Here is a 17517-nt window from a genome sequence, read left to right on the forward strand (position 1 = left end):
ATGCGGATTAAGTTCTCCATTTTCCTGCTTTTCATTCTTCATTCTCTAAATGCTAATGGGCAATCACTCCGCGAAATGCTTTTGCTTCCTGAGCCCATCGTCTGTAGTCACCGTGGTGTAACTGACCCGGAGAAGATGGAAAATAGCATTTTCAGCATGAATTTCTCCCAAAAGGCGGGAATAAAAATGCATGAGATTGATATCATGGAAACCAAGGATGGGGAACTCTTCCTTTTACATGACAAAACCTTAGACCGGACCACCGACCTCAGTGGAAAAATCGCCGAAAAAACCGCTGAAGAAATCCGAAAGGGCAAGCTTTTGATCACAGAGGAGCCAATTGCAAGTTTAAAGGAGACCTTGTCATGGGCGAAAGATAATGAAGCGTTTCTGATGCTTGATGCAAAAGAAGCACCGGTGCACACTATCATGAATGAGGTAAAGACTGCCAAGATGTTGGATCAGGTAATGATTTTGACATTTTCTAGAGAGAGGGCCCGCGAAGCCTTTGATTATGAACATCCATACTTCGTATCCGTACTGATTACGTCTGAGGAGGACATCCAGTATTACAAAGACCTTTCAAAAGGAAGTAATTACCTTATTGGCTACGTAAATAAAAATGCAGATCTCGAGCTTTATGAAAAAGTGAGGAAGGCCAACATCCCGGTAGTGACTGATACTATGGGAGAGTTTGACCTTGCTGCCAATAAAGAGGGACTTGATGTTTATCGTGAGTTTTTTAAACAGCGAAAACCCAGCATTTTGGTCAGCGACTACCCACTCTTACTCCAAGAGGCAATTTCAGAATAGCAGTTGTGGCAGGAATTCCGTATCTTTTCACAAAAGACATTTTATGAAAAGGCTACTTTGCTGCTTAATTCTTTTCCTTTGGGTTAATTGTTTACAAGCCCAAGACTCCTGGACCTGGGGTGGGCCGGTTGATCCCCTTCAGGCAAAATATGAGGTAGAGCACTACACCTTGAAATTGGAATTTTTTCCAGAATCCCAGGAAATAAAAGGTAGTAACACTATCAAATTCAGTTGCCCAGGTAAACTTGATACACTTCGTCTTGACTTGATCAATCAATATCAAGTGACAAAAGTCTTGGTGTACGAGGATGAGGCAGAATTTGCCCATGCGGAGGACGTTCTCGATATCTATATCCCCAACGGTTGCGCAGAAGAAGTAACCGTTTTTTATGGAGGTAAAACACCGCAAGCTCCCAATCCCCCGTGGGTAGGTGGATTTACTTGGACCAAAGATGAAAATGACAACCACTGGATGGGCCTTTCCAGCCAGAATGAAGGTGCGAAAATTTTTATGCCGGCGAAAAACCACCCTTCCAGCGAACCGCGGGAAGGGATTGACTTATACTTAACCGCTCCCTCTCCTTACTTTATCGCTTCCAACGGTCGCTTGGCACAAGAAGAAGAAAAAGACAGGAAGATTACGTACCGCTGGACAAGCACCTACCCCATTAACAATTACAATATCAATTTCACCTTAGGGAAATTTCACAAGGAGAGCAAAGAATATGCATCCATTGACGGAAATCCAATCCAAATGGAAGTTTACGTGCTGGAGGAAAACAAAGCCCAAGCTCCAATGCTGCTTAAGGTATTGGAAAACAGCACACGAACCCATGAAAGCTTTTTTGGCGAATTTCCCTTTCCCGATGATAAGATTGCGGTAGTTGAAACACCCTACTTGGGTATGGAGCACCAAACGATCAATGGATATGGCAATAACTTTCAATTCGTACCCATGGGGGATGTGCAGTACGACTGGCTGCTTCATCATGAACTTGGCCATGAATGGTGGGGCAACAAGGTAAGCGTGAAAGATTGGGCAGACTTTTGGATCCATGAGGGTTTTACGGCTTATGGGGATTGGCTGTTTTTTCAAAAACATGGCGGTGATGATGCCTACCAGCAAAAAGTCCGCTCGGTAAGAAAAGACATCACCAACAGTCAACCGATTGTAAAAGGCACCAACCTGACCGCTGAAGAAGCCTACCATCCTGAAATATATACCAAAGGGGCATATATCCTGCACAGCTTGCGATTCATGGTTGGGGATGAATTATTTTTCCCCATGCTCAAAGGTCTGGTCAACGATGAACGGTTTATTTATCAAAACCGAACATCAACTGATGAGGTAATTGAATTTATGGAAACTTATACGGAAAAAAGTCTGAGGGGCTTTTTTGACCTGTACCTTTTTACAACGGACATACCGAAGGTAAACTTAAAGCGAAAAGGAAGGGGTACCTACCAACTGAGTTTGGAGAACATCGATTTCACCATGCCTGTGGAAATAAAAACGGATGAGGGCATAAAGACCGTAGATTTATCTAAGAAACCGGTTACTATCCGCAGCAACCAAGCCCCAGAAGTGGATCCAAGGGGTTGGTATTTGTTGGAAAAGTAATGGTCAACCTCTAATCAACTCATCTTCCTCTATGGGCAAATCAATGCCTGGCGGCAGATCCAGCACTGGATCGCCGTCTTCTCCTTCATCCCCATCGTCCCCCTTATCATCATCATCTCCGTAGCCTCCTTTCACTATCAACATGACAATTCGCAGCACTATTACCAAGCAAATGATAATGGCTACAAAGTAGTCCGGATGTAAAAGGAAATACTCCCTCATGGCAACTGTAATTTACTGAAAAATTGATAGTAGTAAAATACATAAATTATACCAAGAGGGAGTATTTGGGCAAAGGATTTTTTTCAGAAAATTTTAGCTTTTAGAGGCAAAGTCCTCCACGGCTCTCCATACCCTGAATACGTTGGTGCTGCAGATTTTCTCAATGTCTTCTTTGCTGTAACCTCTTTTTAACAATTCTGCGAAAAGATTGGGATACATGGAGACATCTTTGAGCCCTGTGGGTAAAGAATCCCCCACTCCATCAAAGTCAGAACCCAAGCCTACATGATTGATACCCACCAAGGAAACTACATGATCGAAGTGGTCGGCCACTTTTTGCACATCGGGAAATGGATTGTGCTTGGCAGAATATTCAGATATGTATTTTTGAGCCTCTGGATCATTGCGGCTCAATTCATTTTCAGCCAGCCAATTGACAATATGCTCTCTCACTTCTCCGGTTTTCTCCTGGTAATTCCCATCAATGAAACTTCCTCCAAAGTTGATCATGATTACACCATCATTTTCAGCCAGTTTTTTGATCATATCATCATCCATATTTCTTTCAAAACCCGGAGTAAATTTCCTAGCTGACGAATGGGATGCTATCACCGGCACCTTGGTCAATTCCATTACATCATAAAATGTCTCATCCGAAACGTGGGAAATATCCACCATGATCCCGACACGGTTCATTTCCTTAACCACTTCCTTACCAAAATCACTTAATCCGCCGTGAGTTTTGCTATCATCATAGGAAGAGTCCCCGATCAAGTTATCCTTGCCATGGGTCAAGGTAACATACCTGATACCTCTTTCGTGGAAATATGCCACATTTTCAATTTTATCCTCTATCGGTGCCCCATTTTCCATCCCCATGGGTAGGGATACTAAGCCTTTTTTGAAATTAGCAGCAATGTCACTGGGACTATAGGCCATGGCATATTTGTCAGGCCATGTTTCGGCAATCCTTTCGGTCATCAATATGAGGGAATCTGCAAAGGCTTTCGCGCCACCTTTTTCTTGATAACTGGCAGGGATATAAATCGACATGAAGGGAGCATCCAGTCCCCCTTCTTTTGCTCGAGGGAAGTCAAAATTGCCTCCTTCTGTTCTCTCCGAAACATCCAAAATCTCACGTTGTAGGGTAAACCCGCCTACTTTCATCCTGTAGGGAAGGTCCACATGCCCATCCACCATGATAAACTCTTGAGCCATCGTTTTGGCTGCTTCGAGTCTTTCCTGGTCGCTCATAGATTGGTAATCGGTATCCTGCCGAAGTTCTGATTGCTGACAGGCAAACATCATGGGAATAGCCAGAAACATTCCCAGTTTTTTCAATGCTTTCATAGTATTAGGTTAAGTCAGATATTATCTAAAAAGGAATTTAATACAATCTTTCCATAACAGGAAATGATTATCTACAGACGGTTCTCCTTGGTTATAGAATGGATGAAACCCCTCTCTTTCGGTTTCAAAAACCGGAATAATTCCACGAAACTGAAAACAATTAACGGGTTTTACGTATTGAGCTTTATAGGATTATCCTTAACTTGCTGTTTATACGGGTAAATTATACCCAAATAAACCGAATCATCCCGTTCTGCTAGTGTAATTCGACATTGGAAAGACTGGAAATTTTCTTTTCGAATAGGAATTATAAAGTACCATGAAAGCTATTACAAATCACGAATTAGAGAAAAACATGGAGGTCATCAGTCAACTTGATGACCTAGTCGGCGAAACTGTCGACAATGTATTGGTTGATCCAGATGACTGCTGGCAACCTACTGACTTCCTTCCCAACATGTCAGAGCCAGATGCGCTCGATCAGGTGAAAGCCCTACGGGAAAGAACAGCCGGCATTCCTGACACCATAATCACTTCCCTTATTGGGAATATGATCACCGAAGAAGCTCTTCCAAGTTACCAAACTTATTTTAACCTTTTGGAAGGCATCAACCCAGAGGGTAGTCTTTTGAGCGAAAGGGGCTGGGTAAGATGGTCAAAAGCCTGGACTGCTGAGGAAAATAGGCATGGAGACTTGTTGAATAAATACCTTTACCTCTCTGGCCGAGCTGATATGAGAGCTGTAGAGCAAACCATCCATAGACTTATATACAATGGTTTTGATCCAAGATCTGAGAAGGATCCTTATCAAGCTATTATTTATACCTCCTTCCAAGAAAGAGCGACAAAAGTTTCCCACACAAATACTGGAAAATTGGCAACCAAAGCAGGGGATGATGTGCTTTCACGAATTTGTAAAACAATTGCAGGTGATGAAGCCCGACATGAGAAAGCTTACAAATCTTTCATGAGCAGGATTTTTGAAATTGATCCAAATGGTGCCATGGTAGCATTTGAGAAAATGATGAAAAAACAAATTGTGATGCCCGCAGTTCTAATGGGTGAAGGTGGAAGTAATCCAACCCTTTTCAGTCAGTTTTCGGCCATCACCCAGAAAATCGGGGTGTATACCGGCTGGGATTATGCCAGAATTATAGAGCATTTGGTGAAGCTTTGGGACGTGGAAAATGTAACAGGCCTCAATGATGTAGCAGCAAAAGCCCAAGACTATTTGGCAGGCCTTTCTGCAAGATACATGAGACTAGCGGATAGAATGAAGACCCCAGACGAAATCAGCCTGGCTTGGCTAAAATAAAACACTGAAAAGCTTGAATAACCTTCAAGCTTTTTTTATGCATATTTCACAACCCATGAGAAAAATAAAACAAATTCATCCGGCTGAATTTCGCCCGATTGCGGACTTGATTACCTACAGTCCCATGCCCACTCAATCGTTGCAACATTTAGACCCATTCCTTTTTTTGAACCATCATGGTCATCAAAACTATCCCAAAGGAAATAATGGGTTGCCCTTTGGGCCACACCCTCACCGGGGGATGGAAACGGTTACTTTTATTTTAGACGGGGACATTTCGCACAAAGACTCTTCAGGTTACGAATCTGTGATCGAAGCTGGAGGTGTACAGTGGATGACGGCAGGCAAAGGCCTTATCCATGCAGAAGTCAGCAGTGAGCGATTCAAAAAAGAAGGTGGCCCGCTAGAAATTTTGCAACTTTGGGTAAACTTACCTGCCAAACACAAAATGGCCTCACCCAATTATATAGGACTTCAGAAAGATAAGATCCATTCTTTTACTTATCCAAATGATGAAAAAGTAACTATCCAAATGCTAGCAGGGGATTGGGATGGACATAAAGGGGCTTTTGACACCTTGAATCCCATTTCGATCAGTACGATCCATATGAAAGATGGGGGGCAATTTGAAAAAGAAATACCTGCGGATGAAAACATCTTTTTCTATGTGGTCAGGGGCACGGTTAATATAAATGGAACCGAGGTGAGGTTTAGAAATTTAGTCGAATTTGCGAGGGAAGAAGGTAAACTTAATATCACTGCCAACGAAGATGCAGTAGTTATATTAGGCCATGCTAAGCCATTTGATGAGCCCATTGTGGCCCAAGGGCCATTTGTGATGAATTCGCAACAGGAAATCATGGAGGCCTACCAGGATTACCAGCAAGGCAAATTTGGTCAATGGGTTGAATAAGAAATAGAAAGAAGGAGGTAGAAAAAGTTATTAAAAAATACCTCCTTAAAGTTTCTCAAAAATAATAAAAGCGGAAAAAGTTGCTTAATCACCCTATGTAAAGATAGAAGTGTTTCAACTTTTTTGAAATACCCAATTGGGGGTATTTTTTAACTTTTTATTATGAATAAAATGCAATTTTACAACGATAAAATTTTAATTGACTTTAATTACAGACATTTACCTATTTATTCTATTAGATTTTAAATAAAAAGCAAACCATTTAGCTGACATTTCATGGACTATCAAGAATTAGTGGATGAAGTTTACCACGAAGTATCACAGTTGAAACTCAAAGGAAAAGTAGCCGATTATATTCCTCAATTAGCTGATATAGACCCAGATTTATTTGGACTTGCGGTAGTGGATTTGGAAGGGAATGTGTATGGAGCAGGAGACTATAGAAAAGAGTTTTCTATTCAAAGTATTTCCAAAGTACACACCCTTGCTATGGTTTTCCACGTATTCAAAAGCAAACTCTGGCACAGAGTAAATGTCGAACCAAGTGGCAACCCTTTTAACTCAGTAGCACAGCTGGAATATGAAAAAGGAATTCCAAGAAACCCTTTTATAAACGCTGGCGCTTTAGTGATAACAGATGCTTTGGTTTCTAAATATAAAGATCCAGAAAAGGACATCATTAAGTTTATAAATGAAATTACTGGACACAAATCGGTAAAAGTAAATCCATTAGTACATACTTCGGAACTTGACCACTCCGACAGGAATATGGCTCTGGCCCATTTTTTAAGAGCCAACAAAAACTTTAACAACGGTATAGACAAGGTGTTGGATGTATACACTTATCACTGCTCCTTAGAAATGAACTGCATCGATCTAGCCAGATCATTTAACTTTTTAGCTAACAATGGTCATTGTATTTTTGCGGAGAGAAATATTCTCACCAAAAGGCACACCCAAAGGGTAAATTCCTTAATGCTTACATGCGGGTTCTATGATGAATCTGGTGAGTTTGCCTTCAGAGTTGGTCTGCCTGGCAAAAGTGGTGTCGGAGGAGGAGTTGCTGCCGTGATGCCAAACAAATTTAGTGTGGCAGCATTCAGCCCTCAACTTAACGAAAAGGGAAACAGCCTAAAAGCCATGAAGGCATTGGAATCCCTAACTACTAAATTGAAGTTTTCCCTCTTTTAAGATTCGTGGGCTAGGGCAAGCTTGATTTGACAATAGCTAAACCTGTCCCCAAAATGCTCTTTGATTGGCTTGAGGCGCTTGTCCTCAAGTCTTCTATAAAAAACACGGATGGTGGTTATATCATCTTTAGACACAAATTTTTCAGCCTCCACTTTCCCGTTCTTTACCAACTTGACCAAGTGGCTTTCAATCGTGTTGACTTTCATGTTTCGTTTGCTGGCAATTTGGTAAGTATTTAGACCGTCCTGAAGGTATTTATAGGTCAACCAACCCGTATCAGAAACCCCAGTTGAAGCTTTCAGTTTCACAGTGGCTCTGCTTGCAGTAAGCTTCTTCTTGACTTCAAGGTTATGGGATTTGATATACCTGATTATCATCCCCAAAAATTCTTCCCCATATCGGTCAGCCTTTGTTGCACCAACCCCGGCCATATCCATTAATCCTTCTTTTGTGTTTGGACGATAGGTAGCCATCTCCACCAAGGTAGCATCGGAGAAAACAATGTATGGTGGAATATCCTCTTTTTTGGCAATCTGAAATCTCAAATCTTTTAAAGCTTCAAACAACTCTTTGTTGTAAGACACTTCCTTAGATGTCTTTTTCTGGGGTGCATCCATTGCCACGAAAATTTTTTCCTTCTTTTTCAGCTTATCCCAGGCCATGGTAGTAAGCTTGAGCGTGGGAAATTGACTCCCTGCCTCAGCAATATACCCTTCCTTCATCAACTTCTCCCCTAGCGTTTTCCAAAAATCCTCAGGCTGGTCCTTTCCTATTCCATACACAGATAGCTTGGTATGCTCTTCTTTAATTTTGGCTGACTTGGATCCTTTCAGAATCAATATGGTATAGCCAAGACCATATGATTCCTGCAAACGGACAATGGCTGAAAGCAGCATTTGAGAAGGAACCGTCATATCGCGAGCACTTCCTTGGCTAAAACAGATATCGCAATTTCCACAGCTGTCCGGAAACTCCTCACCAAAGTAATTCATCAGGTATTTTCTCCGGCAAGTTCGGCTCATCCCAAAAGTTCTCATCTTGGCAAGCTTACCTTTCATGATGGCTACATAATCAGGATTATCGGCTTTTTCCAACATCCGCTCTAACGTGATGGAATCCCCCACACTAAAAAAGAGCAATGCCTCACTAGGTAAACCATCCCTACCTGCCCTACCGGTTTCCTGATAATAACCTTCTATATTTTGAGGAAGATTCATATGTACCACAAACCTTACGTTGCTTTTGTCAATACCCATCCCAAAGGCTATCGTGGCCACCATGACCTTGGTTTCATCTTTAATAAACTGTTCCTGATTCCGTTCACGTACTTCTCTAGGCAGCCCGGCATGATAGGGCATGGCAGAAACTCCAACCGACTGTAATTTCTCTGCCGTTTCTTCCACATTCCTTCTGGAAAGACAATAAATGACCCCACTATTCCCTTGTTGCTCCTCGAGAAACTCTAATAACTTCTCAAATGAATTCCGCTTTTGCTCTACTCTATAGGTAATATTGGACCTATCAAAGGAAGAAATAAACCATTGTGGATCTTTCAATCCCAAGTTTAGAGCTATATCTTTTCGGGTCAGTTTGTCGGCTGTAGCTGTGAGTGCAATAAAAGGAATATTTGGGAGTAGTTTTCTCAGCTGACCAATTTTAAGGTATTCCGGACGGAAATCATGCCCCCATTGAGATACACAATGAGACTCATCCACTGCCACAAGAGATAGTTTGCTACTTTGTAAAAAGTCAGATAAGGGTGCCGATTGGGAAAAAAGTCTTTCTGGTGCAACATAGACTAGTTTGATCTTACCCTGCTCCACTTCTTGGAGAATGTACCGCTGTTCACTTTGGCTTTGGGTACTATTCAAAAATGCCGCAGGAATACCGTTGGCATTCAAAGCATCCACCTGGTCTTTCATTAGAGCAATAAGGGGGCTGATCACCAAGGTAAATCCATCAAGAACCATGGCTGGCACCTGATAGCAAACCGACTTACCTCCACCTGTTGGCATGAGGACGATTGTGTCCTTTTTATTCAATACTGCCTTGATGATGGCCTCTTGATTACCTCGGAATTGATTATAGCCGAAAAAACCTTTTAATACTTCAATGGGAGAATTCATATGGGAACAAACAGGTACTTGAGTTTACAAAACTACAAAAATCAAATGACTGCGAGTACGCTAATTCGAAAAGTAAGGTTAATCACTTTTTCACAATTTTAATCCGCTCCACTTTATCTCCCCAATGCACTTCCAAAATCCACAGACCAGGTGTTGCTACACCTAACAGCTCCGCTGCCCCGTGCCTAAGTTCGTCAAGGCCCCTAAAGGACAACTGTGCTGAGCTGGTGGTGGATGAAAAAATCCTGCACACTATTGTTTGGCCGTTATATTGCATTGCATCCAGAAGCTCTAACTGAAATTCCGATCCATGCACAGGGTTGGGATAAGCTCTCCAAACACCCTCTGTAAACACCCCTTGGGGCACCCTAACAGCTACTATTTCGCTATATTCAAAGGTACCGTTAAAATCCACCTGCTTGAGCCTATAGAAAAAATTTCCGCCTTTGAGAGGTAGTTTGTCATCGACATACTCGTACTCGCTAATTGACTCAGCCCATCCGTTGCCTATAACCTGTCCCACAACTTCAAAGTTAGCAGTCCCATTGATGGACCTTTCTATTTCAAAATGGCTGTTTTCCCATTCTTTGGCGGTGGACCAGGTGAGAAAAACCTCTCTAAATGAAGGTTTAAGCTGGGCAGATATGCTTACCCATTCTATTGGTGTAATACTAATCAATTGAAACTTGACAATGACAATACCAGATCGACCGTCCCCACCTTGAAGACTACCTGCTCCACCAGCTGAGCCTGGAGTTTGGCCTGTACCACCTTCTCCAACATTCCTCGCAACACCACCAACCTCACTACCACCCACACCTTGAGAACTTAAATACAAATCCCCTAATGTTGCCGTAGCACCACCTCCAGCAGAATATATATTTCGTATTCCTGAAAAGTCAGACTCTACGCCGGCCCCACCATTTCCTCCCGATACAAATTCAGCATCCAATGCACCACTTATACCTGCAGAGCCGGCTCCCCCACCACCTCCACCTGACCCATCTAGACCATTAATTATACCTACCCCTCCATTATTCCTATCACCATTGCCAAAATCACCATTCCCACTCGCTCCACCACCTGATGCACCATTTCCAGTTCCTGCACTTCCATTGGAATCATTTGTGGAACCTCCACCTCCTCCACCTCCTGAAATAACTGCAAAAGATCCATTCAAATCAAAACTTGATTGACTACCGTCACCACCTCTATTATTTAAATCGCTTGAACCAGCCCCTCCCTCACCCACTACGATAGGGATCCGTACATCAGAACCAAAACCCTGACCATTATTAACATTTGTAAAAGTCAATTCTATATGTCCACCACCGCCACCACCGCCGGCCATTTCACCTCTACCGCCACCGCCGCCGCCACCAACTACCATTACTTCAAACTCAGTAAGTCCAACAGGAGGAATCCATTCACAAACTCCAGTTAAAAATTCAATTATTGCTTCTCCAGTTAATGCTCCATCATCAATTAATGTGGCACAATCGGGCCAATTGGGATCTGCATCAGGACAAGAGTATGATATTTTTACATAGCCATTACCACCTTTACCTCCATGCATATAATTTTGAGCTGGATTATCTGTAACTCTTCTACTTCCGCTACCTCCTCCACCTCTAATCCCATCTGAACCTCCTTGACCTTGACTACTCCCATCGCCACCTTTGCCACCACCTTCTACTTCTCCTCCGGTTGCCCCTTGCCCAGCAACCCCATCTTGGAAAATACCACCCGATGAGCCACCGCCTCCTGAAACAGGGCACGTATTATTTCTCGGAGGACATGTTACAGTGGTTAACCCACCCCCTTTCCCACCGCTAAACCTAACGTCTCCTATTCCTTCGGAAGCTTCTCCACCATTGGCTCCTTCAGGAGAATTTAAGGCTGCTGAATTCCCACCTCTTGCAAGAACAAAAGGGTTATTTACATCTGTCGATAACGAAACCCAAGAAGCTCCTCCTGGATTAGAACTTTCACTTCCTTCCCCTACAAAAACAGAGAGAGTTTGCCCTGGGGTTACTTGATAGGTTTGTCTAGAGTAAGCACCGCCGCCACCGCCACCGCCACCGCCATTAATATTCATGTCAGCTCCTTTACCTCCACCGCCCCAAACTTCGACTGTAACTGATTCAACTCCAAACGGGACATTGAAGGAAAAATTCCCTGAAATAGGGTATTCCCTAAAACACTGTCCTTGCGCAAACCCAGCGGTAAGTATCAAGTAAAAGAAAATTGTCTGAAAAAAGATTTTCATATTGCAAGCATTTACTCCTAAAAATCGGAAAGTAATAAATATGTACTCGCAGAAAAGCCAAATTCTTACAACAAGAATTTAGACCAAAAATAATTTCGCTTGTACAAATATACAAAATAATAAACCTGAATCACCTCCATATTCAAAATTAAACACAGAACAACCAAATGAAAATCAAAATAAGGTATTTGTATAAAACCAAAGGCTGGCTCTACATGCCAGCCTTTGATTTCAAATGTTGCTTTAAAGTAATAGGGTAAAAAAAATGAGTATCAAAAAGCCAGGCCCCTTCATTTCTTTCCATCGATAAAAATTAAATTAAAAAATCTTTAAATGCATTTAGACACCGTTTATTTGCATTACAAAGTAAATATACAGAAAAATTTTAATTGAACAAGGTCTTTAAAATCAATTTTATCATTATTCGAATAATTATTTATCCACACAGTTATTCACATCCTGAGTTTTGTACAAAACGAACTATCCCCATGACCTAATATATTTAATTCAAGCTGGAAGTGCACAAAAAAACGCCTTTCCAAAATGAAAAGGCGATCCCAATATTGACTAAAATTAATTTTATTCTTTGATGACTTTTAAGTATTCAACTTGTTTGTTTGACTGCAATTCCACAACAAAAACACCCTGAGGGATACGTGGCAGCAATTTTCGCAGATGAGAATTCAATTCCCCCTCATCTTTAACAATAAAGGATGCTACAGGGATCTGAGAAGTAAGTATTTTGACCTGAATATTAGAGTTAAGCGGCTCCTCTGCTAACCGAGCGATGTTGAATTCAATACCACGCACAGGGTTCGGATACGCCCTCCAATCACCCTTTGTCACCTGCATCCCAGGCACATTCACCATCATGGTTTGGCTATAATCAAATGTGCCATCGAAGTCCACTTGCTTGATCCTATAATAAATTCTTTCTCCTCTCAATGGCAGGTTATCATCGCAGAAGCTATACTCGGTCATCTCATCCGTCCATCCCATACCTTCCACGCGGCCTATCATCTCATAATTTTTTACCCCACCTATTGATCTCTCAATTTCAAAGTGGCTGTTTTCCCACTCTTTTAGAGTGGACCAGTTAACGGTATTTAATCGAGAAGTAGTTTGAAATTTGGCGGATACTTGGTGCCATTCCACGGGGAGAATATAAAAGCAATCACCGTCTGAAATAATATCATCTTTATACTTATCAGGTATACTTACATTATTCCCGCACATTCTAACTTGAGACCCTGGATCAATCTGAAAACTAGAATTATTACTAACATCAATATCTCCCCCTATTTCCATTTCACTATCCCCACCTATCACTAATCCAGCATCATTCCCTCTAAACTTTACATCACCATCAATTACCACTATTCCATTATTGGCAATATTCAATTTATTTTCATTTCCTGAAATGGTCAAACTTCCAGTTCTGAAAAATCCTTTATTTACAAAGATATCAATATCAGTCCCATTATATTCCGTGTCTCCGGCAGATATTAACCTACCTCCCTCCAAGATATGTAATTCACTTCTATTATTTAAATCTATATCATTTGAAACATTGAAACTACCCAGCCCATTCCCTGATACAAAAAGCTTCGTTTCAGTACCATTCTTCCCCGAGGACATAATCAAATCCTGCCCTACATTTACTCGGCCTCCATTTGTAATTATATTTAATTGATTTTCTCCGCTGATAACCAAATTCCCTGAGATATTTAAGACCGAACCAGTATTAACTGTAACTGACTGGATAGCCTTACCAAGTGTAACATGATTATTTATATCTAAATCTCCATTTTCAAATACTAGGTTAATTGGACAACCGGTAGACTTTTGGAATGACGCCAGCGATAATGGCAAACTTGTGTTATTTACATTCGAACCGGTACAGTTATCGCTCACTGTCCAGCACGCATTGGTACCCAACTGCCCATTACAACCTGCATTATCTGAATTATAGGTAAAGGTCTGAGCCTGAATTGCACCTACCCGCAAAAAACAAATTGCTATAAATAAGATCTTTTGAATCATTTTAAAAATTTTACCACAAATAAAAGCATTTTGAAAATAGATTTATGCTTTTTATAAAAATTTATATCTCTAAATAGAAAAATACACCTATTTATTAATTATACCAAAAAAAAGCACCCCAATCCTGAGGTGCTTTAAAAATTATTTATTTTAAGTAATTCCTACCCGTTCATACTAATCAAAAACTCCGTATTATCCCGAGTGCCTCGCATTCTTTGAAGCAAGAATTCCATAGCTTCTTGAGAAGTCATATCCGACATGAGTTTTCTCAGGATCCAGATACGTTGCATTTCTTCTTTGTCCATAAGCAGATCCTCACGACGAGTACCAGAACCTGGCACGTCGATGGCAGGATAGATACGTCGGTTAGAAAGTTTTCTGTCAAGGGAAAGCTCCATGTTACCGGTACCTTTGAATTCTTCAAAGATCACCTCGTCCATCTTGGAACCTGTTTCCACCAAAGCAGTTGCGATGATGGTCAATGAACCGCCATTCTCCACGTTTCTTGCCGCACCGAAGAATCTCTTTGGCTTGTGAAGCGCATTAGCATCCACACCACCGGAAAGGATCTTTCCTGAGGAAGGTACTACTGTATTGTATGCTCTGGCAAGTCTCGTGATGGAATCTAAAAGGATAACCACATCATGACCACACTCCACCATTCTTTTTGCTTTCTCTAATACCATGGAAGCAACCTTAACATGGCGCTCAGCTTGCTCATCAAAAGTTGAAGACACAACTTCAGCCTTCACTGATCTGGCCATATCAGTCACCTCTTCAGGACGTTCGTCAATCAAAAGGATCATCAAGTGAACTTCTGGGTGATTTTCAGCAATTGCATTGGCAATTTTCTGAAGCAATACCGTCTTACCTGTTTTCGGTTGGGCTACAATCATACCTCTCTGGCCTTTCCCGATAGGGGCAAAAAGATCCAAAATACGGGTAGAATAGTTATCCGGCTTGGTAGTAAGATTCAACCTTTCTTCAGGAAATAATGGTGTAAGATACTCAAATGGTATTCTATCCCTGATCTCTTCAGTAGTTTTGCCATTGACAGTTCCTACCTTCAGAAGGGCGAAATATTTCTCACCTTCTTTTGGAGGACGTATCTGGCCTTTGATGTTATCACCTGTTTTCAAACCAAAAAGCTTGATCTGTGAAGGAGACACATATATATCATCCGGCGAAGCCAGATAATTGTAATCCAAGGATCTCAAGAATCCATATCCGTCAGACATGATTTCAAGTACGCCCTCGTTTTCTATAATTCCGTCAAAATCCTTAATAGAAATGTTTGATTTCTTTCTTGAAGCCTCATTCGGCTGTGACTGCGGTTGGGCATCGTCATCGCGTTGTGGCTTTCTACGTGGCTGATCTTGCTCTGACGCTCTATCGGCAGAACTGCTACTGCTAGAAACAGCCTCTTCCACTACAGCCCTTCTTCTTGGCCTAAAGCTTCTTCCAGACTCTTCCTGCTTTCCTTCCGAAGACTTTTTATCTTCGGCCTTTGGCTGAGGTTTGGTCTGAGCTTCTTTTTTCGGCTCTTTTTTGGGTTCCTCCTTTTTAGGCTCCTCTTTTTTAGTTGGAGCAGCCTTAAGTGGTTCTTCTTGCTTTACAGCTTCTTTTGGTGCCTCTTTTTCTTTTTTCGGCTCCTCTCTTTTGGATTCAGGCTTTGCGTCCTTTTCCTTTTCATCCTTATCCATTTCAGTTACGTTTTGACGTCTGAATTTGGGTTTGGCAGGCTGTTCTTGAGGAGTGTTTTCTTTCTCTTCCGGGGAGGAAGATGTTTCTAATTCTGCTTGGGAGGGCTTTTTCTTAGGGAGGGCTTTTTCCGGAGTGATAGCCTGCTGGTCCAAAATGGCATAAACAAGCTCGTCTTTCTTTAGGGTTTTGAAGTTTTTAACCCCCAGCTCCTCTGCTATCTCTTTCAGTTCAGACAGCAATCTGATTTTTAATTCTTCTATGTTATACATAAAAAGCGTATGATATTACTCGAATTGAATAAATGAAGTAAGTATTGTGACTAATTGTGATTGGAATAAAAAGGTCTTCAGGATAATGTAAAATCACCGGGACCGGGATTTTTGATACTGTGACTTTGCAATATTACATCATCAGAACTTAATTAGCAAATTTTTCTTCTGTAGACAATAAATTCTTAATAATAAATTTACAATCTGCAGACTAGCCAGTAAAAATCTACTTATTCCGAACTTTAGAACCCACACCCCCATAGGATGGCGTAGACCGTTTATTATAAGCAAATCCTCTGCCTAACTGGTGTCAAATTTGCTATCTTTGCACTTTATCTCATTTTTCTAATATATAATCATCCATGTTACAGGTAAACAGCATCAAAGAAAATTACCAAACCGTATTGGCCGGCCTGGAAAAAAGAAACTTTCCTGAAGCCGACACCACCCTTACCCAGGTTTTGGACATAGATCAAAAGCGTCGCGAAACGCAAACCGAAAGAGACCAACTACAAGCCGAATCCAACAGCATTTCCAAACAAATCGGAATGTTGATGAAAGAAGGAAAAAAAGATGAGGCAGAGAAAATTAAATCTAGAACTGCTGAAATCAAGGGCCTTATCAAAGACCTGGAAAATCGCTACGATGAGTTTGAGCAGGAATTGACCCAACTTTTATACACCATCCCAAACATTCCTCATGAAAATGTGCCTGCAGGCAAAAGCGCTGAGGATAACGAAATAGTCTTGGAAGAGGGACAAATCCCCACACTTGGTGAGGATAAAATGCCCCACTGGGACCTGATCAAAAAGTATGACATTATCGACTTTGACCTTGGAGCCAAAATCTCCGGTGCAGGTTTCCCTGTATATAAAGGCAAAGGTGCCAGGCTTCAGCGTGCCCTCATCAACTTTTTCCTTGACGAAGCTACTGCTCAGGGTTACAACGAAGTTCAACCCCCTATTGTGGTAAATGAAGCATCAGGCTATGCTACAGGGCAGCTTCCAGATAAGGAAGGCCAAATGTATGAAATTGCCGCTGACGGGCTGTTTTTGATCCCGACCGCAGAGGTTCCTATCACCAATTTATATAGGGATGTCATTGTTTCGGAAAATGACTTTCCAATTAAAAATGTAGGATTTACTCCGTGTTTCAGAAGGGAAGCAGGCAGCTGGGGAGCACATGTACGCGGATTGAACAGGCTCCATCAATTCGACAAAGTGGAAATCGTGCAGATCACCCATCCTGACAAATCCTATGAGGCGCTGGAAGACATGAGCAGTTATGTGCAGGGTCTTCTTAAGAAATTGGAGCTCCCTTACCGCGTGCTTAGACTTTGTGGCGGGGACATGGGTTTCACTTCTGCCTTAACTTATGACATGGAAGTTTACTCTGCGGCGCAGGAAAGGTGGCTTGAGGTAAGTTCTGTCAGTAATTTTGAAACCTATCAATCCAATAGGTTGAAACTTAGGTTCAAAGGGGATGATAAGAAAACTACCTTGGCGCACACGCTAAATGGTAGCGCACTTGCCCTGCCTCGAATTGTAGCCTCCATTTTGGAAAACAACCAGACCGAAAATGGGATCAGGATGCCGAAAGTCCTAGTACCCTATCTAGGGTTTGATATTATTGATTAGTAGAAAGCCGGTCATTATTGACCGGCTTTTTTTATGAAGATGAT

Annotated in this window: 12 protein-coding genes; 6 read left to right on the top strand and 6 right to left on the bottom strand. The window is 41.7% G+C overall.

Annotated features, from left to right (window positions below):
• Both FPL27_RS17480 and FPL27_RS17485 read left to right on the top strand, forming a co-directional pair.
• Positions 1 to 813, top strand: coding sequence for a glycerophosphodiester phosphodiesterase family protein (locus tag FPL27_RS17480; RefSeq protein WP_143962517.1), 813 nt, complete (start codon positions 1 to 3; stop codon positions 811 to 813).
• Positions 814 to 856: 43 nt separating this feature from the next.
• Complete coding sequence (locus tag FPL27_RS17485; RefSeq protein ID WP_143962518.1) at positions 857 to 2434, top strand: M1 family metallopeptidase; 1578 nt, start codon at positions 857 to 859, stop codon at positions 2432 to 2434.
• 3 nt (positions 2435 to 2437) lie between these two features.
• Here the strand turns inward: FPL27_RS17485 and FPL27_RS17490 are convergent, their stop codons facing one another.
• Together FPL27_RS17490 and FPL27_RS17495 are read right to left on the bottom strand one after the other, a co-directional pair.
• Complete coding sequence (locus FPL27_RS17490) at positions 2438 to 2656, bottom strand: hypothetical protein (protein WP_143962519.1); 219 nt, start codon at positions 2654 to 2656, stop codon at positions 2438 to 2440.
• A gap of 93 nt (positions 2657 to 2749) precedes the next feature.
• The gene (locus FPL27_RS17495) at positions 2750 to 4006 is read right to left on the bottom strand and encodes a dipeptidase (protein ID WP_143962520.1); all 1257 of its coding nucleotides are present in this window, start codon (positions 4004 to 4006) and stop codon (positions 2750 to 2752) included.
• Between the two features lie 319 nt (positions 4007 to 4325).
• Here FPL27_RS17495 and FPL27_RS17500 point away from each other — a divergent pair, with 319 nt between their 5' ends.
• From FPL27_RS17500 to FPL27_RS17510, 3 genes are all read left to right on the top strand, one after another.
• Positions 4326 to 5321: an acyl-ACP desaturase gene (locus FPL27_RS17500; RefSeq protein WP_143962521.1), complete on the top strand. Its 996-nt coding sequence runs from the start codon at positions 4326 to 4328 to the stop codon at positions 5319 to 5321.
• 55 nt (positions 5322 to 5376) lie between these two features.
• A complete protein-coding gene (locus tag FPL27_RS17505; protein WP_143962522.1) occupies positions 5377 to 6234 on the top strand; it encodes a pirin family protein in 858 nt (285 codons plus the stop codon).
• A 276-nt stretch (positions 6235 to 6510) separates the two neighbouring features.
• Entirely contained in the window at positions 6511 to 7425 is a 915-nt protein-coding gene (locus FPL27_RS17510) for a glutaminase (protein ID WP_143962523.1), read from the top strand.
• Here FPL27_RS17510 and recQ read toward each other — a convergent pair.
• The 4 genes from recQ to rho form a co-directional block, all read right to left on the bottom strand.
• Positions 7422 to 9551, bottom strand: coding sequence for a DNA helicase RecQ (gene recQ / locus FPL27_RS17515; protein WP_143962524.1), 2130 nt, complete (start codon positions 9549 to 9551; stop codon positions 7422 to 7424). The genes FPL27_RS17510 and recQ overlap by 4 nt on opposite strands.
• A gap of 82 nt (positions 9552 to 9633) precedes the next feature.
• Complete coding sequence (locus FPL27_RS17520; protein ID WP_143962525.1) at positions 9634 to 11820, bottom strand: glycine-rich domain-containing protein; 2187 nt, start codon at positions 11818 to 11820, stop codon at positions 9634 to 9636.
• Positions 11821 to 12399: 579 nt separating this feature from the next.
• The gene (locus FPL27_RS17525) at positions 12400 to 13863 is read right to left on the bottom strand and encodes a hypothetical protein (protein WP_143962526.1); all 1464 of its coding nucleotides are present in this window, start codon (positions 13861 to 13863) and stop codon (positions 12400 to 12402) included.
• Between the two features lie 161 nt (positions 13864 to 14024).
• Positions 14025 to 15836, bottom strand: a complete 1812-nt coding sequence (gene rho, locus FPL27_RS17530) for a transcription termination factor Rho (protein WP_143962527.1) — start codon at positions 15834 to 15836, stop codon at positions 14025 to 14027.
• A 362-nt stretch (positions 15837 to 16198) separates the two neighbouring features.
• Here rho and serS point away from each other — a divergent pair, with 362 nt between their 5' ends.
• The gene (gene serS, locus FPL27_RS17535; protein WP_143962528.1) at positions 16199 to 17473 is read left to right on the top strand and encodes a serine--tRNA ligase; all 1275 of its coding nucleotides are present in this window, start codon (positions 16199 to 16201) and stop codon (positions 17471 to 17473) included.
• Positions 17474 to 17517: the final 44 nt, after the last annotated feature.

It is taken from the genome of Litoribacter populi (assembly GCF_007483685.1).
GTDB lineage: Bacteria > Bacteroidota > Bacteroidia > Cytophagales > Cyclobacteriaceae > Litoribacter > Litoribacter populi.

Coding starts and splice junctions, on each gene's coding strand:
- FPL27_RS17480 (WP_143962517.1), top strand. CDS start 1: ATGCGGATTAAGTTCTCCATTTTCCTGCTTTTCATTCTTCATTCTCTA.
- FPL27_RS17485 (WP_143962518.1), top strand. CDS start 857: ATGAAAAGGCTACTTTGCTGCTTAATTCTTTTCCTTTGGGTTAATTGT.
- FPL27_RS17490 (WP_143962519.1), bottom strand. CDS start 2,656: ATGAGGGAGTATTTCCTTTTACATCCGGACTACTTTGTAGCCATTATC.
- FPL27_RS17495 (WP_143962520.1), bottom strand. CDS start 4,006: ATGAAAGCATTGAAAAAACTGGGAATGTTTCTGGCTATTCCCATGATG.
- FPL27_RS17500 (WP_143962521.1), top strand. CDS start 4,326: ATGAAAGCTATTACAAATCACGAATTAGAGAAAAACATGGAGGTCATC.
- FPL27_RS17505 (WP_143962522.1), top strand. CDS start 5,377: ATGAGAAAAATAAAACAAATTCATCCGGCTGAATTTCGCCCGATTGCG.
- FPL27_RS17510 (WP_143962523.1), top strand. CDS start 6,511: ATGGACTATCAAGAATTAGTGGATGAAGTTTACCACGAAGTATCACAG.
- recQ (WP_143962524.1), bottom strand. CDS start 9,551: ATGAATTCTCCCATTGAAGTATTAAAAGGTTTTTTCGGCTATAATCAA.
- FPL27_RS17520 (WP_143962525.1), bottom strand. CDS start 11,820: ATGAAAATCTTTTTTCAGACAATTTTCTTTTACTTGATACTTACCGCT.
- FPL27_RS17525 (WP_143962526.1), bottom strand. CDS start 13,863: ATGATTCAAAAGATCTTATTTATAGCAATTTGTTTTTTGCGGGTAGGT.
- rho (WP_143962527.1), bottom strand. CDS start 15,836: ATGTATAACATAGAAGAATTAAAAATCAGATTGCTGTCTGAACTGAAA.
- serS (WP_143962528.1), top strand. CDS start 16,199: ATGTTACAGGTAAACAGCATCAAAGAAAATTACCAAACCGTATTGGCC.